Annotated in this window: 23 protein-coding genes; 8 read left to right on the top strand and 15 right to left on the bottom strand. The window is 54.0% G+C overall.

Going from position 1 to position 22,434, the window contains the following annotated elements; genetic code table 11:
• Positions 1-6: 6 nt before the first annotated feature.
• The 5 genes from metX to JQR90_RS14735 form a co-directional block, all read right to left on the bottom strand.
• Positions 7-1,146: a homoserine O-succinyltransferase MetX gene (metX, locus tag JQR90_RS14755; protein WP_434140084.1), complete on the bottom strand. Its 1,140-nt coding sequence runs from the start codon at positions 1,144-1,146 to the stop codon at positions 7-9.
• Positions 1,147-1,252: 106 nt separating this feature from the next.
• Positions 1,253-3,208: a dynamin family protein gene (locus JQR90_RS14750; RefSeq protein WP_074824939.1), complete on the bottom strand. Its 1,956-nt coding sequence runs from the start codon at positions 3,206-3,208 to the stop codon at positions 1,253-1,255.
• A gap of 158 nt (positions 3,209-3,366) precedes the next feature.
• Complete coding sequence (locus tag JQR90_RS14745) at positions 3,367-3,999, bottom strand: YggT family protein (protein WP_010795405.1); 633 nt, start codon at positions 3,997-3,999, stop codon at positions 3,367-3,369.
• Positions 4,000-4,008: 9 nt separating this feature from the next.
• Positions 4,009-4,827: a pyrroline-5-carboxylate reductase gene (proC, locus tag JQR90_RS14740; protein WP_286787419.1), complete on the bottom strand. Its 819-nt coding sequence runs from the start codon at positions 4,825-4,827 to the stop codon at positions 4,009-4,011.
• A gap of 11 nt (positions 4,828-4,838) precedes the next feature.
• Positions 4,839-5,543: a YggS family pyridoxal phosphate-dependent enzyme gene (locus JQR90_RS14735; RefSeq protein ID WP_434140083.1), complete on the bottom strand. Its 705-nt coding sequence runs from the start codon at positions 5,541-5,543 to the stop codon at positions 4,839-4,841.
• A gap of 73 nt (positions 5,544-5,616) precedes the next feature.
• On the opposite strand from JQR90_RS14735, the gene JQR90_RS14730 reads away from it, so the two are divergent.
• Entirely contained in the window at positions 5,617-6,651 is a 1,035-nt protein-coding gene (locus JQR90_RS14730) for a type IV pilus twitching motility protein PilT (RefSeq protein ID WP_010795402.1), read from the top strand.
• Positions 6,651-7,790 carry a PilT/PilU family type 4a pilus ATPase gene (locus JQR90_RS14725; protein WP_010795401.1) on the top strand — a complete coding sequence of 380 codons (1,140 nt, stop codon included), beginning with the start codon at positions 6,651-6,653 and terminating at the stop codon, positions 7,788-7,790. The genes JQR90_RS14730 and JQR90_RS14725 overlap by 1 nt, the downstream gene beginning before the upstream one ends.
• Positions 7,791-7,793: 3 nt before the next feature.
• Here the strand turns inward: JQR90_RS14725 and JQR90_RS14720 are convergent, their stop codons facing one another.
• From JQR90_RS14720 to JQR90_RS14710, 3 genes are all read right to left on the bottom strand, one after another.
• Positions 7,794-9,212 carry a UdgX family uracil-DNA binding protein gene (locus JQR90_RS14720; protein ID WP_434140785.1) on the bottom strand — a complete coding sequence of 473 codons (1,419 nt, stop codon included), beginning with the start codon at positions 9,210-9,212 and terminating at the stop codon, positions 7,794-7,796.
• A gap of 2 nt (positions 9,213-9,214) precedes the next feature.
• Positions 9,215-10,426, bottom strand: coding sequence for a putative DNA modification/repair radical SAM protein (locus JQR90_RS14715; protein WP_019364345.1), 1,212 nt, complete (start codon positions 10,424-10,426; stop codon positions 9,215-9,217).
• 97 nt (positions 10,427-10,523) lie between these two features.
• Positions 10,524-11,192: a C40 family peptidase gene (locus tag JQR90_RS14710; RefSeq protein WP_010795398.1), complete on the bottom strand. Its 669-nt coding sequence runs from the start codon at positions 11,190-11,192 to the stop codon at positions 10,524-10,526.
• 208 nt (positions 11,193-11,400) lie between these two features.
• Here JQR90_RS14710 and JQR90_RS14705 point away from each other — a divergent pair, with 208 nt between their 5' ends.
• Positions 11,401-11,817 (top strand): NINE protein, encoded by a 417-nt coding sequence (locus JQR90_RS14705; protein ID WP_010795397.1) that lies wholly within the window; start codon positions 11,401-11,403, stop codon positions 11,815-11,817.
• A 39-nt stretch (positions 11,818-11,856) separates the two neighbouring features.
• Here JQR90_RS14705 and JQR90_RS14700 read toward each other — a convergent pair whose 3' ends face one another.
• From JQR90_RS14700 to gshB, 7 genes are all read right to left on the bottom strand, one after another.
• On the bottom strand, positions 11,857-13,128 hold the full coding sequence (locus JQR90_RS14700; protein ID WP_434140082.1) for a dihydroorotase: 1,272 nt from the start codon (positions 13,126-13,128) through the stop codon (positions 11,857-11,859).
• Positions 13,129-14,127 carry an aspartate carbamoyltransferase catalytic subunit gene (locus tag JQR90_RS14695; protein WP_019364347.1) on the bottom strand — a complete coding sequence of 333 codons (999 nt, stop codon included), beginning with the start codon at positions 14,125-14,127 and terminating at the stop codon, positions 13,129-13,131.
• A gap of 18 nt (positions 14,128-14,145) precedes the next feature.
• Positions 14,146-14,658 carry a bifunctional pyr operon transcriptional regulator/uracil phosphoribosyltransferase PyrR gene (pyrR, locus tag JQR90_RS14690; RefSeq protein WP_010795394.1) on the bottom strand — a complete coding sequence of 171 codons (513 nt, stop codon included), beginning with the start codon at positions 14,656-14,658 and terminating at the stop codon, positions 14,146-14,148.
• Positions 14,655-15,116: a Holliday junction resolvase RuvX gene (gene ruvX / locus JQR90_RS14685; RefSeq protein ID WP_019364349.1), complete on the bottom strand. Its 462-nt coding sequence runs from the start codon at positions 15,114-15,116 to the stop codon at positions 14,655-14,657. The genes pyrR and ruvX overlap by 4 nt, the downstream gene beginning before the upstream one ends.
• Positions 15,117-15,686, bottom strand: a complete 570-nt coding sequence (locus JQR90_RS14680) for a YqgE/AlgH family protein (protein WP_010795392.1) — start codon at positions 15,684-15,686, stop codon at positions 15,117-15,119.
• Between the two features lie 51 nt (positions 15,687-15,737).
• Positions 15,738-16,631: an energy transducer TonB gene (locus tag JQR90_RS14675; protein WP_019364351.1), complete on the bottom strand. Its 894-nt coding sequence runs from the start codon at positions 16,629-16,631 to the stop codon at positions 15,738-15,740.
• Between the two features lie 108 nt (positions 16,632-16,739).
• Positions 16,740-17,702, bottom strand: coding sequence for a glutathione synthase (gene gshB, locus JQR90_RS14670; protein ID WP_010795390.1), 963 nt, complete (start codon positions 17,700-17,702; stop codon positions 16,740-16,742).
• 229 nt (positions 17,703-17,931) lie between these two features.
• Between gshB and pilG the strand changes: the two genes are divergently transcribed.
• The 5 genes from pilG (at position 17,932) to JQR90_RS14645 (ending at position 22,434) form a co-directional block, all read left to right on the top strand.
• Positions 17,932-18,339 carry a twitching motility response regulator PilG gene (gene pilG, locus JQR90_RS14665; RefSeq protein ID WP_010795389.1) on the top strand — a complete coding sequence of 136 codons (408 nt, stop codon included), beginning with the start codon at positions 17,932-17,934 and terminating at the stop codon, positions 18,337-18,339.
• Between the two features lie 39 nt (positions 18,340-18,378).
• The gene (pilH, locus tag JQR90_RS14660) at positions 18,379-18,744 is read left to right on the top strand and encodes a twitching motility response regulator PilH (protein ID WP_010795388.1); all 366 of its coding nucleotides are present in this window, start codon (positions 18,379-18,381) and stop codon (positions 18,742-18,744) included.
• A 24-nt stretch (positions 18,745-18,768) separates the two neighbouring features.
• Positions 18,769-19,305 carry a chemotaxis protein CheW gene (locus JQR90_RS14655; RefSeq protein ID WP_010795387.1) on the top strand — a complete coding sequence of 179 codons (537 nt, stop codon included), beginning with the start codon at positions 18,769-18,771 and terminating at the stop codon, positions 19,303-19,305.
• Between the two features lie 183 nt (positions 19,306-19,488).
• Positions 19,489-21,519, top strand: a complete 2,031-nt coding sequence (locus JQR90_RS14650) for a methyl-accepting chemotaxis protein (protein WP_010795386.1) — start codon at positions 19,489-19,491, stop codon at positions 21,517-21,519.
• Positions 21,520-21,549: 30 nt separating this feature from the next.
• The gene (locus JQR90_RS14645; protein ID WP_010795385.1) at positions 21,550-22,434 is read left to right on the top strand and encodes a CheR family methyltransferase; all 885 of its coding nucleotides are present in this window, start codon (positions 21,550-21,552) and stop codon (positions 22,432-22,434) included.

Raw genomic sequence — 22,434 nt, 5'->3', positions numbered from 1 at the left:
AGGCCCTCATACAGCAATGCGATTCATATAACTAACGAAGGCTTCCAGGTACCGGGGGATCGGTAGAAGAAAAGCGTCATGCCCTTGTGGCGCGTCGATGTCGAGATAGCTGACATTCTTTTTCGCTGCAATCAAAGCATCCACGATCTCGCGTGAGCGGGCCGGTGAGAAGCGCCAGTCTGTCGTGAAGGACATGATGCAAAAATCGGCCTTTGCATCCACAAACGTTCTGGCTAGATCACCATCGTGTGCACTGGCGGGATCAAAGTAATCCAGCGCTTTGGTCATCAGCAGGTAGGTATTGGCATCGAAGCGGCCTGAAAATTCTTCGCCCTGATAGCGCAGGTAGCTTTCGACTTGAAATTCCACACTGTGGAAGTCGTAGTTCAACTTGTCTGTCTTGAGTTCGCGGCCAAACTTCTGCCCCATTGCGTCATCGGACAGATAGGTGATGTGACCTACCATGCGGGCCAGCATCAGTCCTCGCTTGGGTACGACGTTCTGCTCATAGAAGCGACCGCCATGGAATTCTTCATCAGTCAGAATGGCTTGGCGTGCCACTTCATTAAACGCAATGTTCTGAGCTGACAGTTTGGGCGCCGAGGCGATAGCCATGCAGTGACGTACACGATCAGGGTAGCTGATGGTCCATTGCAGGGCCTGCATGCCTCCCATGCTGCCGCCTACGACGGCCGCCCATTGTTGAATGCCTAGCGCATCAGCCAGACGTGCCTGGCTATTGACCCAGTCTTCCACGGTAATGACGGGAAAGTCGGCGCCGTAGGGCTTTCCTGTAGCAGGATTGGCGCTGCCTGGGCCTGTTGATCCGTTACAGCCGCCCAGGTTGTTCAGTGCGACGACAAAGAACCGGCGGGTATCGATGGGCTTTCCTGGACCGATACAGCTGTCCCACCAGCCCGGCTTGCGATCGTCCATGCTGTGGTAGCCCGCTGCATGGTGATGGCCGGACAGGGCATGGCAAATGAGCACGGCATTGCTACGGTTTTCGTTGAGCTCTCCATACGTCTCGATGACCAGATCGTACTCGGCCAAAGACCTGCCGCAAGCCAAGGGGAGCGGCTCGGAGAAGTGAAGGACCTGAGGCGTAACCAGGCCTACGGAATCAGGGGGTATGACGCTGGGCATTTAAGGCTCTTATACGTGAGAGGGCGCCAGTCTAAAGAGCGCCATCGCAAGCGGCAAGCATCCTGCAAGCAGGGTGCTTGCCGCATCGGATAAAGGCCCGATGTGGCTAGGCGACACTTACCCCGGGGAGAGCGACGACCTTGGCATGGCGTTGGGCCGGAGCAGGGCGGCGCAACTGTCGCAAGATATCGTTGGCCTCATCAAGCTGACCTGCCAGTGTTTCGCAGTAGGTTTGCAGACGACTCTTCTGTTGCTGGGTATCCAGCGCCTGCTGGGTCAGCGCCTTGAGCTCCAGCATATTGGATTCCAGCAACTGCTTGTGCTCGCGGGTAAACTGAATGAGAGGCAGCAGGGCAACCTCGTTCCAGCGTTTGGCTTCCCGACAGGCCTGCTCATGCACGAAGACCGCTTCCTTTACCAGCGTTGCAAAGAACCGGCGAGTCAGCACACGCTGTTCAGTAAACAGCGTTTTCATCTGACGACGGAAACGATCCGACTTCTGCTGTAGCTGGCGAAGCGCACGGATCTGCGCCTTGACACGCAGACGGGGAGCATCCAGGCGATGGCCAGGATTTTCTTCGTTGTGACGCTGGTAAATCGACTGAAGAACCTTGTTCGCACGCTCACCCTCGTAGTAAAGGGATAACATGTCGTGTTCGACGCTTTGGAAGAAGCGATGGATCGCTTCGCTGATGCCTAGCGTGGTCCAGCTTCCTGCAAGGTTATTGCGTACGTCGGTCAGGTGCCTTTCAAGACGTGCCGGGTTCAAGGCATCGTTGAGTAGGACGGCCTGCCCCTGAAGCATCCGCTGCGTGGTGCGCAGGTTAAGTAGCCGCTTGTGATAAAGCGCATGCTCCTCACGTGTTTTTTCTATCTGCTCTGCCAGCGTCGAGCCGGTAGCGGCATTTTCCAGTAATGCATGTTGCCGCTTCATATCCTCGAAGCGTTCGCCCAGAAGCGCATGGCTGCTCGCCAGAAGTGAAATCACCTGATTGACCACTCGGCTTTGTAGCAAACGCTCTCTGTGTCCAACGATACGGTCACAGAGCAGGCGTTCGAGGGCGGCCAGCTGGCTGCGCTCAAGCAGCGCTGTGTCATGGCGTACCTTGGCAAGCAAGGCTTGCTTGGCAGACAAGGGCAGTACATCCGTCATGGGAATGCCCAGATGACGAGCGCTGACCTCACGAATGCGCTGGATGGACTGATCGACGGATTCGTCACCATTCAGGTCGCCCCAGAGGGTATCGATCTTGTTGAGTACCGCGAACAGCGAGCCTTCCGCGTCGTCACTGGTTGGCTTGATGTGATGCTCCCACAGCTGAAGGTCGGAGGCTGTAACCCCCGTATCGGCCGCGAGCAGAAACAGTACGGCCTGAGCGGCTGGAAGCATCGAAAGTGTCAGTTCAGGCTCACTGCCAAGCGCGTTGAGGCCTGGCGTATCGAGTATGCGTAGGCCCTGACGCAGCAAGGGATGATCGAAGTTGATGATCGCATGGCGCCAGGTCGGGATTTCGACCATTCCGTCCTTGCTGGGCTTGTCCAGCTGCTCGGCATCGAATCCAAGGGATATGGCCTGCTCAACCGGCACTAGGCGCGTTTCGGCGACCTTTCCGAGCGCAGCTGCCATGAGGTCCGGCTGTTCGTAATCCAGTGCAATCTGTTGCCAACGGGCCGTATCGCTTCTCAGATCTGCAATACTGAGGTCATCCAGCCGTGATTCGATAGGTAGAAGCCGAATATACGGGGCTTCTGCCTTGATATCATAGAAGAGCTCGGTAGGGCACATGGTTGTTCTGCCAGCCTGGGACGGCAGCATGCGCTGCCCGTAGTCGGCAAAGAACAAGGCATTGATCAGTTCGGTTTTTCCACGGGAAAACTCACCAGCGAAAGCTAGCGTAATGTGATCGTCGCGCAGGATCTGAACACAGCGTGCCAGGGTTTCATCAAGGCTTTGCGAATTGAGGCGATTACGAACAAGCCAGCCGCTGTAGCGATTGATCTGCTGTATGAGTTCAAGCTTCCAAGTCGCGTAGGCATCGACTTGCTGAGACAGACGCTCCATACCCCATCCCTGTCATCATCATGAGCGTAATAAAGGGCGGTACGGTGCCGTAAGGCGGGTCTTGCGTCAATCAAGACCCGACGGGATTCTCTAGGCGGTCACGCAAAGTGTGTGAATGGTTAACGATAAAGGCCCCACCGAACAGATGGGGCCATCGCTTACAGGAACGGTGCGAGGACCGACGGCATACCTGACATCATGGCCAGGTTGTTGATGACCAGCATGTCGATCAATTTGATCGCAATGAACGCGAAAATGGGCGAGATATCCAGCCCGCCCAGGTTGGGCAGAAGGCGGCGGAAAGGCGCCAGCACAGGTTCGCAGATCTGGTTTACAAGCTGGGCACTGGGGTTGTAACTGCCCGGCGCGACCCAGGAGAGAATCACGCTGATGATCATGGCGAAGAAAAAGACCTTGAGAAACAGGGACGCCACGGCAATCAACGACCAGATGAACAGATGGGCAATTGCTCCGCCGACGCCATATTGCATGGTGATCAGGGTGAGGCCGTTTATGCCTTCAACGTTGGTCAGGAGAAGCAGCAGAACCATGAGAACCAGCTGTACCAGTACCGCAAGCGCCAGCGATGCCAGATCGATGCCGCCAAAGCCTGGAATGACTCTGCGTAGCGGGCGCAGCAAGGGTTGTGTGGCTTTGACGATGAATTGACTCAGGGGATTATAAAAATCTGCCTTCACGAGTTGTAGAATGAAGCGCAGCAAAACAATGAGCAGATAAAGACTGCCAAGCGTTTGCAGAATAAGAATCAGGGCGGTATTCAATCCGTACATGACTACTCCTTATTTACCGAGCTCTTCCGCCAGCTCGGCCGAGCGGCGTGCAGCCGCTGAAAGTGCTTGTTGAACGAGGGCTTCGAAGCCGCCCTCCTGAAAGGTCTTGATGGCCTGTTCGGTAGTGCCGCCAAGTGAAGTGACGCGGCGGCGCAGTTCGGCCGGTGACGCCTCGCTGTTCAAGGCCATCTGGGCAGCGCCAAGGGCTGTCTGCAGGGTCAGCCGTGCTGATGTCTCCCTGTCCAGGCCAAGTGCTTCACCGGCCTGGGTCATGGCTTCCATCATCAGGAAGAAATACGCTGGGCCGCTGCCTGATACTGCCGTTACGGCATCCAGTTGCTTTTCGTCTTCTACCCAGACGGTAAGGCCTACGGCAGACAGTAACTGCTCAGCCTGATCGCGCTGGGTTGATGACACATGCTCGTTGGCATACAGGCCGCTGGCACCCTGGCGAAGCAGTGCCGGGGTGTTAGGCATGCAGCGCACCAGGGCACGCTCGCCTAGCCATTGAGTCAGGCTGGCACAGGTGATTCCAGCTGCAACAGAAACGATCAGCTGAGTGCCGTTAAGTGCGCTGGAGAGCTCCTCACAGACGCTTTTCATGACCTGTGGCTTGACCGACAGGACAATTACATCAGCCTGTTGGGCAGCCTCAAGGTTAGACGTGAATGTCTGAATCCCATGGTCAGACTCAAGCGCTGAGCGTTGTGCAGCGTCAGGATTGCTTGCAGTAATGCAGCTGGCCGGCAGTCCCTGTGCGAGAAGACCTCCAATCAGACTGGCCGCCATATTTCCGGCGCCGATAAAGGCGATGCGGGTATCGCTCATAGGTAAATTCCTTAATGAGAAGCAGGCGAAGGGGTTGCGCTGTAATGTCTGGCACCAAACAGTGCTGTACCGATTCGAACCCAGGTCGCGCCCTCGGCAATCGCTGCTTCCAAGTCGTGGCTCATGCCCATGGACAGGGTATCAAGATTCAGGTTCAGCGCCTCGCTGAGTTTTCGTAGGGATGAAAAGGCAGCATGCTGCGCCTCAGGTTCCGTAGCGGCTTCTGGTATAGCCATCAGCCCACGTAAGACGAGGTTGGGCAGCTGAGCAACGGCACGGGCCAGCTCAGGCAGTTCTTCTGGCAAACATCCTGACTTGCTGGCCTCACCACTGATATTGACCTGTAGGCAAATATTGAGCGGGAGCATGTCCTCTGGGCGTTGCTCGGAAAGCCGCTGGGCGATTTTCAGGCGATCAACGGAATGCACCCAATCGAAATGGCTAGCGATCGAGCGTGTCTTATTGGATTGAATCGGGCCGATGAAATGCCAGGTCAAGGGCAGATCTTTCAGCATCTCCTGCTTCTGGATCGCTTCTTGCAGGTAGTTCTCGCCAAAATGTTGTAACCCGCAGTTGTACGCTTCGCGTAGATCCGATGCCGGTTTGGTCTTGCTGACGGCAAGTAGACCAACGGTCTCAGGGTCACGACCACAAGCCTGCGCTGCGGCTTGGATACGGGTGCGTACTGTTGCGATATTTTCAGCTATCGTTGACATTCAACCTCGTTCTCTAAATACCGCTGCTGATAAGGCGGCATTCTACCTGCTTGTTTGTATTAAGGGAGTCTTCATGGATATCACGGAACTGCTGGCGTTTTGTGCCAGACAGGGTGCATCCGACCTACACCTTTCCTCCGGTTTGCCACCCATGATCCGTGTCGACGGCGATGTTCGACGCATCAACCTGCCCGCTTTCAACGATAAGCAGGTGCATGCGCTCATCTACGACATCATGAATGACAAGCAGCGCAAGGATTATGAAGAATTCCTTGAGACCGACTTTTCGTTCGAGGTGCCGGGCATTGCACGCTTCCGTGTCAACGCCTTCAATCAGAACCGTGGGCCAGGCGCCGTATTCCGTACTATTCCCTCTAAAGTGCTTTCGATGGAAGAGCTGGGAATGGGCGATGTGTTTCGCAAGATAACCGATGTTCCTCGCGGTCTGGTGTTGGTCACCGGTCCTACAGGCTCCGGCAAGTCAACGACGCTGGCGGCCATGCTGGATTACCTGAATAACACCAAGTATCACCATATCCTGACTATCGAAGACCCGATCGAATTCGTTCACGAGTCCAAGAAATGCCTGGTCAACCAGCGGGAAGTGCACCGCGATACTCTAGGCTTCTCGGAGGCATTGCGCTCTGCTCTGCGTGAGGACCCGGATATCATTCTGGTCGGTGAGTTGCGTGACCTTGAAACGATCCGGCTGGCGTTGACCGCTGCGGAAACCGGACACTTGGTATTTGGTACGCTGCACACCACATCGGCCGCCAAAACGATCGACCGTATCGTGGACGTTTTCCCGGCCGAAGAAAAATCCATGGTTCGCTCGATGTTGTCCGAGTCGCTACAGGCCGTTATCTCTCAGACCCTTGTCAAGAAGGTCGGCGGGGGCCGTGTGGCTGCCCATGAAATCATGATCGGGACGCCTGCGATCCGTAATCTCATTCGTGAAGACAAAGTGGCGCAGATGTACTCTGCCATCCAGACAGGTGGTGGTCTTGGAATGCAAACGCTGGATATGTGCCTGAAAAACCTGCTGGCGAAGGGGTTGATCAGTCGCGACAGCGCTCGTGAGAAAGCCAAGATTCCGGAGAACTTCTGATGGAATTCGAAAAGCTGCTGCGGCTGATGGTCGAAAAGGGCGGCTCCGATCTGTTCATTACAACCGGTGTTCCACCGTCTATGAAGGTGAACGGTCGTGTTCTGCCGGTAACCAAGGAGCCGCTTTCGCCTGATCAGGCTCGGGAAGTGGTCCTTGGCGTCATGAATGAACAGCAGAGAGCGGAGTTCGCCGAAAAGCATGAATGCAATTTTGCGATCAGCTCCAGAGGCGTGGGGCGTTTTCGGGTAAGTGCGTTCTATCAGCGTAACCTGGTGGGCATGGTGCTTCGGCGTATCGAGGTAAACATCCCTACGCTTGATCAGTTGCGTCTGCCCGAGGCATTGAAGAAGCTGTCCATGACTAAGCGTGGCCTGGTGTTGTTTGTCGGGGCAACCGGCACGGGCAAATCCACGTCGCTAGCTGCCATGATTGGTCACCGCAACAAGAACTCCACTGGCCATATCATCTCGATTGAAGATCCTATCGAATACATTCATCAGCACCAGAACTGCATTGTGACGCAGCGGGAAGTGGGCCTGGATACGGAGTCTTTTGAGGTCGCGCTGAAGAACACGCTTCGTCAGGCACCTGATGTCATCATGATCGGCGAGGTGCGTACTCGGGAAACCATGGAGTATGCGGTGGCATTCGCCGAGACCGGCCATCTGTGTTTGGCAACGTTACACGCTAACAATGCGAACCAGGCGTTGGAGCGGATCATCCACTTTTTCCCGGCTGATCGGCATCAGCAGATATGGATGGACCTTTCGCTGAACCTCAAGGCCATTGTGGCGCAACAGCTGGTTCCCACGGTTGATGGTAAAGGCCGTAGGGCGGTTATCGAAGTGTTGATCAACACGCCGTTGGCGGCAGACCTGATTCGGAAGGGAGAGGTGCATGAGCTCAAGCCGCTCATGAAGCGCTCGACAGAGTTGGGCATGCAAACGTTCGATCAGGCCTTGTATCAGTTGTATCGCGACGGTGAGATCAGCTACGAAGATGCGTTAGCGCATGCGGACTCTGCCAACGATCTGCGCTTGATGATCAAGCTGGGCTCCGAAACCGATGCGGATCATTTGACGAACATTACTCAAGGACTCTCCCTGGATATGGGCGAGGACAGCAAGCGTTTCCGATAACCTTTAAGGCTCAAGTAGCTGCCTGGCCTGTACCAGGGCTGCGGTAAGCGCTGCTTGGGCCTGTCTCTGCCTGGCCTCCTCGGGTACGCGCAGAACATAGGATGGGTGATACGTGACGATCAGCCCCCGCCCCTGCCACTGTGTAACACGACCCATATACTCACTCAATGAGCCTGGTTTTCTGTGCATCAGGGACTCCAGTGCGGTAGCGCCTAATGCAATAATGACGTCCGGCTTGATGGTATCCAGCTCGTTCTCGAGCCAATGGCGGCACGGGGCGATCTCAACGGTAGGGGTAACGTGTTTGCGTCGACGTCCCTGTGGCGTCCACTTGAAATGCTTGACGGCATTGGTCAGATAGAGCGATTCCCTCTGCAGGCCTGCCTCTCGAATAGCTCGATCAAGCACCTGCCCAGCCGGCCCCATGAAAGGGCGGCCTTGCAGATCTTCCTGATCGCCGGGCTGCTCGCCTATCAGGAAAAGCCTCGCATTGAGAGGCCCCTCGCCTGGAACGGCTTGAGTGGCGCGCTGCCAGAGCGGACAGCGACGGCAGGTTTCCAGGGTGCTTGGTTGTTCGCGTACCGGTAATACCTCAGCAGCTGATACGGGTACCGTTTTTCCTGTCTGTTCGCTTACGCTTTTCGCTTGGGCCGTTCGCTGCGTACCGGTGCGCGCCTCGCTAAGCAGTGTGGGGATCAACGGTCCCTCCGGCAGGTCTTTCCAGAATCGCCTGGGCATATGTCCCGTCATAACCTTGGGGTTGGCTCGGGCGGGATTGAATGTGCTTGCGTAATAAGCCATCCAGAGGCGCTCGCCATCATCACGTTGCTGTTTAGCAAGCGCTTCCAGTCCTGTAGGGCAGGGGGCCTCGAGCGTTAATGTCTTTCCATCCCATAATGCGGCTGCCTCCGGTGTGGCGATCAGCCAGGAGGTATTCCCCATCCGGTTGCAGAAATGTGGAGCGGCCAGCGCCAACACATCATGAGCCGGTTCATGCCAGGCAACGTATTGGGGGTTACCCACATGCTCGCCCCGCTGTTTAAAGCGTAGGAAAGCATGTAAATGATGAATTTCTCGTCTGACTGCCTTGGCCCAACGGTGCAATTCGCTACCATCCTCGTCACCGGCCAGCATCGCTGCTTGATCACCCCGTACGACTCGCCACAGGACACGGTATAGCAGTGCCCAACGCTGGGGATGTCGATAACAGGCTGCCAAGTTCAATAAGTCTGCAAGTTGCCTGGGTACTCGGATAGTTGATGAGGCCGTTTCCAATGGCTGTGCATCTGCAGTAGCAAACAAATCATTTGATAGAGGCTCGGTTTGCCAACTGATTTCATGGGGCGCTACGTCCTGCTCTAGCAACTGTCTGGCTACGCGCCGCCAACCTGCAAACGAGCCGTCAAAGGAAACAGTGAGCATGGTCACCAGAGCGCCAATTGGGCAGACTTTTCACTGAGCTGGGTACGAAGGTGCAAGGATTCCGCAAGCATGGAGCTGGGACGGTAATCGTGAACAATGATGAACGGCCTGGCTTTTTCCAGGCTGCAACGAAGACGAATGAGATCTGCATAGCGGATACGCCGTTGCTGTCTTAATGTCACGAGGCGCTTGGCTGACAGCATCCCAATGCCTGGAACCCGGGCAATTAATGCAGGCTCCGCCTGATTGAGATCGAGGGGAAAGGTGTCACGGTTACTCAGAGCCCAAGCAAGCTTCGGATCGATATCCAGCGGGAGATTTCCACCTTCCGTTGGTAATTCCGTAGCCGTAAAACCGTAACCTCTAATAAGAAAATCTGCTTGATAAAGCCGATGTTCGCGCAATAAAGGCGGAGGTATGAGAGGTACGGAGTTCGGACTATCCGGGATGGGGCTGAACGCCGAATAGTACACGCGTTTCAGCTGATAGGCGCCGTACAGGGTTTGCGCGGTATCCAGTATGGTTCGGTCATCAGTAGCATCAGCGCCTACGATCATCTGCGTGCTTTGCCCAGCCGGCGCAAAGCGTGGCGCATTCTTTTCGGCGGCGGTTTCCTCCAGACCAAGACGGATCGTGCCCATGGCTTTTTTGATGCTGCGAACCTCCTTTTCAGGGGCAAGACGTGTCAGGCCCGATTCGGTAGGCAGTTCGATATTGACTGAAAGTCTATCGGCATAAAGCCCGGCCTTGGCGATCAGTAAGGGATCTGCGTCAGGAATAGTCTTTAGATGAATATAACCTCGAAACTGATGCTCTTCGCGCAGTAACTGGGCCACTCGGATTAGCTGCTCCATCGTATAGTCTGCCGAGCGGATAATTCCTGAGCTCAAGAAGAGACCGCTGATGGTATTGCGCCGATAAAAATCGAGCGTAAGTTTTACAACTTCTTCCGGCGTGAAACGGGCGCGGGGGACATTGCTGGACCTACGATTGACACAGTATTGGCAGTCGTAGAGGCAAAAGTTGGTCAGTAAGATTTTAAGCAGGGAGACGCAACGGCCATCGGGCGTAAAGCTGTGGCAAATACCCATGCCATCTGTGGCGCCTAGACCATCCTTACCCTTGGATGAGCGCTTGGGTGCTCCACTACTGGCACATGACACGTCATATTTGGCGGCGTCAGCCAAAACGATGAGTTTGTCGGTCAACTCCATGAAGCAGCCCTTTTTACTGTATATGTGCACAGTATAAAGGGCTGCAGAAAGTCTTCAACCGCTTCTGCTCAACGGTGGGCTTACGGTAGCGCTATCGTTAGGACTTGTGGGGATTAGGCGCACTACGTGGGCGGACCTGCTGTTCACTCGTGGCGACCATCTGGGGAAGAACACGCTTGGCTGAGGCGAAACGCGTTTTCCAGTAGGGGCGGCTAAGATGATCAATCCGTACGCTTTCTCCGCGACGTGGTGCATGGATAAAGCGGTCATGGCCCATATAGATTGCAACGTGATCAACGTTACGGCCGTGGATCTTGAAAAAGATCAAATCGCCAGGTTTTAGATCTTTTTTTCCAACCTTCATGCCATCCATGCGAGCCAGCTCCTGAGAGGTACGAGGTAGCTCAAGATTCTGGACGTCACGGTATACATAATTCACGAGTCCGCTGCAGTCAAAACCATGCTTAGGTGTTGTGCCGCCCCAACGGTAGGGTGTCCCTAGTACATCGATTGCGCGGTTGACTACTTTGGTGCTTTCCTTGGCCGCAGCATGCTGAGCGGCAGCATGTGCTTGCACAATGGTTCCCGCCTTGGGCTTGGCAGGAGCATAAACATGTTGTGTACGTGCCTTGGGTTTATTGGCACGTGGTGCTGACTTGGCATGAGCCGGAGCGGCAGCGCGAGCACTAACGGCTTCTTTGGCCTGGACTGCCGTCACAGGCAGTACCAAACAGGCTGATAGCCAGGTAATGAGTAAAGAGCGCATTGTCGACGGACCTGATAATCAAAATCGCGCAACTTTATATCAGATCGATAGTTTTATTTCCGCTCCGCCGGTCGAGATATTTATCAAAAATCAGCGGTTCATGTCGCAAAAGGTTTCTATACCAGTTGGAATCACTGGCAGAATGACCAGTGAAATCAAAAAATCTTGCTTATGAAGCAGACATTACCGCTCTGTGACTGAGGTTGTCATGAAGTACCAAAACGATACGCATAGCAAAGTGCTTGGATACCTGTTGTGGATTTTTGGCTTTCTGGGTGCTCATCGCTTTTATTACGGAAAGCCGGTTACCGGCACCATTTGGTTTTTTACGCTAGGCCTTCTAGGGGTTGGTTGGCTGATCGACCTGTTCCTGATCCCCAGCATGGATCGTGAGGCAGATATGCGGTTCCAGGGCGGTCGCGTCAATTACAGCATTGCGTGGATACTGTTGACGTTTCTAGGCATTTTTGGCGTCCATCGGTTGTACATGGGTAAATGGATTACGGCCATTCTGTACTTCTTTACCGGCGGATTTTTCCTGTTGGGTGTGCTGTACGATTTCTGGACGCTGAACGATCAGGTCTCCATCGAGAATCGGCAGAAAGGAGGCGGTATTCTAGGGTAGGGATGAGCGAACCCGCTGTACACAGCGGGTTCGCTGGTTTCAGGCCTGATACGTTGTCTTGCCTGCAACCAGTGTGTGGCGAACCCTTCCTGGCAGCTCTACGTCCATGAATGGCGTATTGCGCCCGCGTGAAAGCCAGGGCTTGCCTACGGTGGTACGCTCTTCGAGCGAGAAAAGGACGATATCGGCTGGGGTACCTACTGATAACTGACCGGCAGGCAGATCCAATACAGAGGCAGGGCCACTTGTTAGCCTGTGAAGGGCAGTCGATAAATCCACTAACCCTTCTTCTACAAGCTTCAAGGTCAGAGGTAACAACAATTCTGCACTGCTGATACCGGGCTCGGTGGCTGCGAAAGGCGCAAGCTTCGCATCTTCTTCATGCGGCTGGTGATGACTGGCAATGGCCTGTACTACGCCGCTTCGTACTGCTTCACGCAACGCCTGCCTGTCTCGCTCAGTGCGAAGAGGCGGCTGCACATGGTAAAAACTGGAAAACCCTTCAAGCCGTTCATCAGTAAGAAACAGTTGATACAACGCTACATCGGCGGTGACAGGGAGCCCCCGTGCCTGCGCTTCAGCGATCATCTCGATTCCACGGGCGCTGGTCAGCTGGCTAAAGTGTGCTCGTACGCCGCTTTGCTCAACCAGAAGAAGGTTTTGGGATAGGGCAACGGTTTCAGCTGTCTCTGGTATGCCAGCAAGACCTAGGAAGCTAGCGGTAGGGCCCTCATGAGCCAGCCCGCCTTCTGCTAGATCAGCATCCTGAGACGTAAAGATAACCTTCAAATCAAAGGTCGCTGCGTACTCCAGTGCTCGCCGAAGCGTGCGCATGCCTGCCATGGGGGCCAGCCCATTGGTAAAGGCTACACAGCCTGCACTGTGCAAGGTAACGAGTTCGGCAAGTTGCTCTCCGGCCAACCCTTTTGTCAGGGCACCAACAGGAAAGACACGCGCTTTGCCTGCCGCTTGCGCACGATCCAAAATGAGTTCGGTGACCGCAGTAGTATCCAGTACGGGCTTGGTAGACGGCGGACAACACAGGCTGGTTGTACCACCTGCTGCCGCTGCCTGCGTTTCGCTTTCTATAGTGCCTTTTCGGGTATGGCCTGGTTCGCGGAGCGACACATTCAGATCAACAAGGCCGGGAGCTGCTATCAGTCCAGAGGCATCAATTACAGTTTCTGCCTTGAAACCAACAGGGGCTTCACCCAAGGCAATGATATTGCCTTGGGAAACGTGAATATCGGTTATTTGATCGAGGCGGGTGGCGGGATCTATTACTCGTGCCTTGATAATGCTCAGAGTCACTTAGATATTCTCCTGCTCAAGTTGACGCTGGGCCGTTTGCCCGCTCATTGCCATGGATAGAACAGCCATACGTACGGCAATGCCGTAGGTCACCTGATTGAGAATCACAGATTGACTCCCGTCAGCGACGGCCGACTCTATTTCCACTCCACGGTTGATCGGTCCGGGGTGCATGACAATTGCGTCTGGTTTAGCCTGAGCCAGGCGTTGTGTGGTCAGTCCGAATAGCTTGTAATACTCGCCTTCGCTGGGCAGTAGCCCACCCTGCATCCGTTCGCGTTGAAGACGCAGCATGATGACTACATCCACATCTTTCAGTCCGGCCGTCATGTCCGTAAATGTTTTTACGCCATAACTATCTTCAAGGCCGATGGGCAGGAGTGTGCGTGGTGCGACGACGCGGATGTCCTGGCATCCCAGAGTCCGTAGCGCCAGCATATTCGAGCGCGCCACGCGAGAGTGCAGGATGTCGCCAACAATCGCTACAGACAGTTTTTCGAAATCACCTTTGTGACGGCGAATGGTGAGCATATCGAGCATGCCCTGTGTGGGGTGTGCATGACGGCCGTCACCGCCATTGATGATTGCTACCTGTGGACAAACATGCTCAGCAATAAAATGTGCAGCGCCGGAGTCGGCATGTCTGACTACGAACATGTCCGCCGCCATAGCTTCCAGGTTTCGTAAGGTATCGAACAGTGTTTCGCCTTTGCTGGTCGAGGAAGTCGAAACGTTCAGTGTGATGACATCGGCAGAAAGCCGCTTGGCCGCCAGCTCGAAAGTGGTTCGAGTCCGGGTTGAGTTTTCAAAGAAAACATTGCATACCGTTTTGCCGCGCAACAAGGGTACTTTCTTGACTGCGCGTGCGCCTACCTCAAGAAAGGAGTCTGCCGTATCAAGCAGTTCGGTCAGCAGAGGGCGAGGTAAGTCATCCAGGGAAAGAAAATGGCGCAACTGACCATTGGCATTCAGTTGCAAGGAACGCGTAGCGTTGGTCATGGCGGTAAGCCTTGAGTGTCAAATAGCAGAAGAAAGGGCTTTTCGTTCAAAGGCCAGGGGAGTAGGCCCTGTCAGCTTGATGCGCTCATCCGGACCCAAGGGAAGCGTTTGACCAACGATGTCGGGGCGAATAGGAAGTTCGCGCGCCTCCAGATCCAATAGGCAGACGAGGGTCACGCTGGCTGGGCGGCCATAATCGAACAATTCATTCAATGCCGCACGAATGGTGCGCCCGGTCATAAGCACATCGTCAACCAGAACAAGGTGCCTGCCTTCTATTTCAAAGGGGAGGGCAGAGGGTTGTACCTGTGGATGCAACCCATTCTGAGTAAAGTCATCCCGATAGAATGAAACATCCAGGGTGCCTAGAGGCCATTCATTTTGAAGAGCATCCAGTAGCGCTTGAGCAACCCAGACACCTCCGGTTCGGATTCCCACCAAGCAGGGTTCGCTAATACCCTTGCGCTCAAGGTGGCGAGTCAATTGATCCGCCATTTGCGGAATTAGATCGGTAGGATTCGGGGTGCTCATGCATTCTCCTGCGGAGGCTCGGGTTTGACCGTCTCGGCTTGGGCAGTAAGCCAGCCTTCAAGGAGCATGGCAGCGGCCAAGGCGTCGACAGGGCGTTCACGGTAACCATCACGCTGGCCTTGGGCAAGACGTACACCCTTGGCTTCGTATGTGGTCAGGCGCTCATCGTGGGTGTAAACAGGTAGATTGAATCGACCATTGAGGCGTCGTGCGAATTTCTCCGCACGTGTACTCATCTCGCTAGACGTACCGTCCATATTCAATGGAAGGCCCACTACCAGCGCATCGGGTTGCCACTCTTTAAGCAGGCTCTCAACCTTCGACCAGTCCGGCACACCATTTTGTGCTTTGAGAATGCATAGCTCTCGAGCTTGGCCTGTTACAGGCTGGCCCACCGCAACGCCTATCTGGCGCGTGCCGTAGTCAAATCCCAGTACCAGCTTAAATGAGGAAATCATTCAGGCATGACCCGATTGGCTGGTCAATAAGGATAGGTTGATACCTAGCTGGGCCGCTGCTGCTTTCAAACGAAGCTCACTGGGAACATCGAACAGAATGGATGGATCGGCCTCGCAGGTAAGCCAGGCATTTTCAGCCAGCTCGACTTCAAGCTGGCCTGCTTCCCACCCGGCGTAGCCCAGGGCAATCAGGTGCTGCTCGGGCCCGTGGCCATCGGCTATGGAAAACAAGATGTCCTGAGAGGTGGAAAGTGCCAGCTCACCCAGCTCCAGTGTTGCCTGGAATTGCGGGCCGGATGGATGAAGAACAAAGCCGCGCTCGACTTGCACTGGTCCGCCGTTATAAATGGCAGTGCTTCTCGAGGAAAGCGGCGGCGCTTCATCAGGGCGCAGCTGTTCCAGAACATCTTCCAGATTTAATGCGCTGGGCTTGTTGATGATAATGCCCATGGCACCATCCTCGCCGTGCTCAACCAGATAGATGAGCGTCTGGGCAAAGTTGGAGTCCGCCATGTGCGGCATGGCGATCAAAAGATGGTTTTTGAGGTATTGCGGAGTGCTAGCGTTCATGCTGCTAGTTTCTAGCTTCACGTAGGAAGCTTCAAGCCTAACTCAACAACATTATTGGCTGGCGAGTCGGTCTCCACGCTCAAAGCGCCATGTCCGTATGATTTCAAGCCTGTCGATATCGCTAAGGTCTCCGCTAAACGGTGCAAATGGCGCAGCCAGGCGCACAATGCGCAGGGCGGCCTGATCAAGCACGGTCTGTCCAGAGGACTCGAGGATTTGAACCTCGTAAAGCGAGCCGTCTCGGTTGATAGAAACCAGCAGGCGAAGACTTCCGTAAAGTCGTTCGCGGCGGGCTTGTTCTGGATAGTTCAGGTTGCCGACTCGCTCGATCTTCTTGCGCCAGTCTTCCTTGTACCAGGCGCCTTTGTCCTTCATGGTAGAGGCTGCATTGATCCGGTAGATCTTTGGCCGCTTGGCGTACTGCTGACGCTCCTGGGAAAGCTGGGCCTCAAGGCTGGCTATTTCGCTTGAGATCTGAGAATTATCAAAGTGAGGTGTTTCTCGGGCGACAGCTTCTGGCTCGGGTTTTTCTTTCCGAGTAGGTGCTTTGTCCTGACGTGCCGACTTGGTCGTGACGGCGGCCTTGGGGGTCTTGGGTTCAGTGGTTTGCCGAGGGGAAGTCGGCTTGATGGCAGGCTTTATCTCGCTGTCCTTGAATGGCACCTCTTCTGTAGTGCTGGGGGCCAGTGCCTTATCAAGCGTGCCGCTGCCCTGCTGATTTTCCTGGGCCAGAAAATCCGCTTTCTCCGGCGCCTTGTCGCTCTTGAATGAGGCGAGTGTAATCTCAAGGGACTTGCTAACTTCACTAGGTTCCGGCATAGAAAAGCCCAAACCCAAAATCAGAACGACATGAACCAGTGCCGCTATAAAGAGGGTAAAGCCAAGACGGTCTGCAGGACGAACGGCAGAGGCGGCAGGCAGCGTATTTGGGATAGCGGCATTCATGATGAGTAGTTGAGAGTACGCTATGAGAAAACTGCTAACCGGCAGGACGATCCTGTCGTGCCGGTTGATGACTATTTGAGGAAGTCTGAAGAGAGTTGGGACAAATGTCTATCGTCCAGGTCTCATCGCCACCTTCTTTTCGATGACATCCATCAGCCGCTCAGCGATGCGGGTATCGTAGGCGTTATCAATTTCCCGAATACAGGTAGGGCTGGTCACGTTGATTTCCGTCAGATGCTCGCCAATTACATCCAGCCCTACAAACAGTAGGCCACGCTTGCGAAGCTCAGGTCCTACCTTGGCCGCGATTTCTCTGTCCCTGTCAGACAAGGGCTGCGCGACACCTCGGCCACCCGCCGCCAGATTGCCTCGGGTTTCGCCTTGAGCCGGTATTCTGGCAAGGCAGTACTCCACGGGTTCGCCATCGATCATGAGTACACGCTTGTCGCCACTCTTGATAGCCGGTAGGTAGCGCTGCGCAATGATCTGTTGTGTTCCGTGCTGTGTCAGCGTTTCCAGTATGACTGACAGGTTCGGGTCGCCTTCGCGGTGTCTGAAGATGGACGAGCCACCCATTCCATCGAGCGGCTTGAGGATGACGTCCTGATGGGTTTGGGCAAATTCCCGAATCAAGTCGGCACGGCGACTGACCAGTGTAGGGGGTGTCAATTCTGGGAATAAAGTGGCAAAAAATTTCTCATTGCAGTCGCGAAGGCTGGAGGGCTTGTTAACAATCAACGATCCTTCCCGCTCTGCCTGTTCCAACATATAAGTAGCATAGACATACTCATTGTCGAAGGGTGGATCCTTGCGCATCAGAATGACGTCTAAGTCTGCAAGAGGAATGTCCAGCTCATCATGCAGGTCGTACCAGTGTTCAGAATTTTGATGTACCTTCAATAAACGGCAGCGCGCACGAGATTTGCCGTCAAGGTGGTACAGGTCCTGCATCTCCATGTAATGTAGTGTCCATCCACGCGCCTGAGCAGCCCACAACATGGCAAGGGAACTGTCTTTTTTGTAGGCAATATGGGCAATGGGATCCATAACTATCCCGATGCGTATGCTCATTGATCGATTCTCCAAAGCAAACGGTTTGACGGCTCTGATCGGCCGACACTGATGAATGCTCAGAGTGGCGATAGCGCGCTTAGTTATCAAGAAAAACCGGTAGTCCGGTGGTTAATAGATAGACCCTGTAGACTGTGCTAAAAAGATTCGATTTCCAGCCGATAGCTTAAAAGGGCTGGAATGCATTGATAAAGGCGTCATAACTCGCCTATGTGGTGGTAAAGCAAACATGGAACAGTACTCCGAAGGTCTGAAGGTAATGGTAATCGATGATTCGAAAACGATTCGTCGAACCGCCGAGACGCTTCTCAAGAAAGTAGGCTGCGAAGTTATTACTGCCGTCGATGGATTCGATGCGCTCGCAAAAATTGCGGATAACCATCCCAACATCATTTTCGTTGATATCATGATGCCTCGTTTGGACGGTTATCAGACCTGTGCGCTTATCAAGAACAATAGCGCATTCAAATCGACGCCGGTCATCATGCTTTCTTCGCGTGACGGCCTCTTTGACAAGGCTAAGGGTCGGATCGTTGGGTCCGATCAATACCTGACCAAACCGTTCAGCAAAGAAGAGCTGATCGGCGCAATAAAAAACCATGTGCCTAATTTTACCCCAGTCGAGCATACGTCCTGAGGCGTCTGGTTCGTGGTACTGACCAAGTAGGATTCGAAAATGGCTAGAATTTTGATAGTCGATGATTCACCGACTGAAATGTACAAGCTGACCGCCATGCTGGAAAAGCACGGCCATCAGGTTCTCAAGGCTGAAAACGGTGCTGATGGCGTTGCCTTGGCTCGTCAGGAAAAGCCCGATGTCGTTCTGATGGACATCGTGATGCCCGGTCTGAACGGTTTTCAGGCAACCCGTCAGTTAACCAAGGACAGCGAAACCAGCCAGATCCCTGTCGTTATCGTGACGACCAAGGATCAGGAGACCGACAAGGTCTGGGGCAAGCGTCAAGGTGCGCGTGATTATCTGACGAAGCCGATTGATGAAGACACATTGTTGAAAACCTTGGCTGGTGTACTCAGCGCTTAAGGTCATTCAAGGCAGGATCTTCATATGAATGGAAGCCATACTCCTTATACCCTTTTCGCTCAGATCGATCAGCGATGCCGGGACCTGGCGGCGGGATTGCCTGCTCAGCAGGAGGTGGTGCGCTCATGGAGCGGGGTCGGGTTCCGTATGGGAGGCCGTCTGTTTGTTGCTCCAATGGGGGAGGTAAGTGAAATTCTCCATGAGCCTCGTTATACCCTTTTACCTGGCGTAAAAAACTGGGTGAAGGGTGTAGCCAATGTTCGCGGACGCTTGCTTCCCTTGATGGATCTCAATGGATTTCTGGGCGGCGAGTCATCGTCTGTTCGTGCTCAGCGCCGTGTTCTGGTTGTTGATCACCAGGACATTTATGCTGGACTGATCGTCGATGAAGTGTTTGGTATGCAACATTTTTCAATCACTTCCTTCAGTGAAAAGTCCGCTGCGCCGATAGAAAAGCTAGAGGCTTTTATTCACGGGGTTTTTACCCGGGAATCGGAGTGGTTGGTTTTCAGTCCACACGCACTGGTTCAACACCAGCAGTTTTTAAACGTTGCCGCTTAGCGCACAACGTAACATCAGTATCGCCACGCTTCTCTGTATAAGACATGCAGGCGGACACATCCATGCTGAACGAGAGCCAGTCAAGCTGGCCATCTAATTGCATGGGCAATGGATTGTGGGGCCAAATGAATTGGCTTTATCACAAAGGAATATGCAATAAACCGGTCCAGGCGGGGGCCAGCAATGAAGAAAACGAGTACGGGGAAAACGAGTCCTTTGGTCGCCGGCCTTTTTGTCGCGCTGATCATTTCAATTGTTCTGCTTTTCGCAAACTTCGCGTATCTCAGTACGCAAGCCAACCACGATAAGCAATATCTTGAGCATGCGGGTGAGTTGCGTGTTCTCTCACAGCGTATTTCCACCAACGCAAGTGAGGCTGCAACAGGTAAGCCCGAGGCATTCAATCAGCTTAAGGCGGCTCGTAACGAGTTCGAAAGACGCTGGGATATCTTGCGTAACGGTAATGAGCTAGCAGGTTTGCCGCCTTCTTCATTGTCTGTTGCCCCACAAATGGAAGCGGTACAGGCTGAATGGGATCGTGTCCGGAAAAGTGCGGATGACATTACGGCCAGTGAGCAGACCGTACTATCATTGCATCAGCTTGCGACTACGCTTGCCCAGACGATTCCCCAGTTGCAGGTAGAGTACGATGAGATCGTTAACATCCTGCTGGAGCGTAAGGCACCCGCTGAACAAGTAGCGGTCGCGCAACGTCAGTCACTCCTGGCTGAGCGTATTCTCGGTTCGGTTAACAAGGTGCTGGCTGGCGATCAGTCTGCTGTTCAGGCCGCCGATAGTTTCGGTCGTGATGCCAGTATGTTTGGCCGTGTCTTGAACGCGATGCTTGAAGGCAACGCTTCGATGAACATCGCAAAAGTGACTGACCCCGAAGCTGTTAGCCGTTTGAATGAGGTTAACGAGCTGTTTGAATTCGTTTCCGGCAACGTGGACGAAATTCTCGGTACGTCTTCTGAACTGCTTGTCGTTCGTGAAGCAGCCAACCAGATTTTTGCCAGTTCACAGCAGCTTTTGACCAAAGCGTCGGATCTGGCGCAAGGTTATGGCAACGTAACGGCTGAGCGACGTATCAACGTCCTCGGTAATTACGTTCTGGGCCTTATCGCGTTGGTATCGATTATTTCAATCGGTCTTATCATTGTAAAAGAAGCACGTCAGCGTCTGGCTGAAACCAATGAAAAGAACCAGCGTAACCAGGCTGCGATTCTTCGCTTGCTTGACGAAATTGCAGACCTTGCCGACGGTGACCTGACCGTAGAAGCAACCGTTACCGAAGACTTTACAGGGGCGATTGCTGACTCGATCAACTACTCGATCGACCAGTTGCGTGACCTGGTTAAAACCATTAACCAGACAGCGGTTCAGGTATCGGCAGCTGCTCAGGAAACTCAGTCAACCGCTATTCATCTAGCGGAGGCTTCCGAGCACCAGGCGCAGGAAATCGCCGGGGCTTCTGCCGCTGTTAACGAAATGGCAGTTTCTATTGACCAGGTATCGGCCAACGCCTCCGAGTCGACTGCGGTAGCAGAGCGCTCTGTATCCATTGCAAACAAGGGCAACCAGGTCGTACATAATACGATCGTGGGCATGGATAACATCCGTGAGCAGATTCAGGACACCTCCAAGCGGATCAAGCGACTGGGTGAATCCTCCCAAGAGATCGGTGACATCGTTAGCTTGATTAACGACATTGCCGACCAGACAAACATTCTGGCCCTTAATGCGGCCATCCAGGCTTCGATGGCCGGTGATGCGGGTCGCGGCTTCGCCGTGGTAGCCGATGAAGTTCAACGTCTTGCTGAGCGTTCCTCTGGCGCAACCAAGCAGATCGAAGCCCTTGTAAAAGCGATTCAGACCGATACCAACGAAGCTGTTATTTCCATGGAGCAAACGACCTCTGAAGTAGTTCGCGGTGCCTCTCTGGCCCAGGACGCGGGTGTGGCGCTCGAGGAAATTGAAAAGGTTTCCAGAGCGTTGGCAGGTCTGATCCAGAACATCTCCAATGCTGCGCGTCAGCAGGCGTCATCTGCAGGTCACATCTCGAATACTATGAATGTCATTCAGGAAATTACTTCGCAAACCTCTGCCGGTACTACCGCTACCGCTCGTAGCATTGGAGACCTGGCGAAGATGGCGAATGAAATGAGACGTTCGGTTTCGGGCTTCAAGCTGCCAGAAGATCAGTCTCCTAGCTAAGTGCATAGCTCGTACGGAGCGGCGAGAGGTATGGACGCTATCGCAACGAATGTCGAGCATCCCCAGGGCTGGAGCTTCCAGCCCTCGATGGAAATGCTGCCAAGCGAATTCATCGCTTGGCAGCATTTGCTTGAGAGTCGTGTCGGGATTGTTATCGACATCGCGAGGCGCCCATTTTTTCAGACCCATTTGACGAGCCGTATGCGAGCGCTGGGTATCAACGATTACGCAGACTACTATCGATATGTAACACGGGGAGTGACGGGCGCAAGGGAATGGGCTGATCTGCTGAATCACTTAACCACGCAGTTCACTCAGTTTTTTCGCCACCTTCCTTCCTTCGAGACGTTGGAGGCTTATTTGAGTCAGCGTATCCAATTGGACAGCGAGGCAACCTTGTCTTTGTGGAGTGTGGGTTGCTCCAGTGGAGAAGAAGCTTACTCAATGGCAATAACGGCCTCAGAGACCTTTCGCAAGGCGGGTTTATCCGAGCGCTACGGTGTCTTTGCTACAGACATTAGTTCACATGCTTTGAGCAACGCTCGTCTTGGAATATATGCCTCTGAGAAAGTTAAGCATTTAGATAGTTCGCTGCTTGATCGCTATTTTTCAAATCATGCAGATGGAACGTTTTCCATAGCTTCCGCTTTGAAAGCTCGCCTGTGTTGCGCGCGATTGAATGTGCTCGAGCTTGGTAGAACACCCATATCTGGCATGGATGTCATTTTCTGTCAAAACCTGCTCATTTATTTTCGTCGGTGGCTTCGTAAGGACATTCTCAATCAGCTTGTCAGCAAGCTGAACCCCGGCGGACTTTTAGTAATTGGCGTGGGAGAGGTCACTGGCTGGAGTCATCCAGACCTGATCCCGGTCGCTGATGAGCGTGTTTTGGCTTTTACCCGCAGGGTAGCTTAA

Origin of the sequence: Pseudomonas sp. JZ114 (genome assembly GCF_051027705.1) — a bacterium.
GTDB classification, from domain to species: domain Bacteria; phylum Pseudomonadota; class Gammaproteobacteria; order Pseudomonadales; family Pseudomonadaceae; genus Chryseomonas; species Chryseomonas luteola.
Note: the sequence above shows the minus strand (reverse complement) of the source record. Positions and strands in the feature narration are given on the sequence as shown.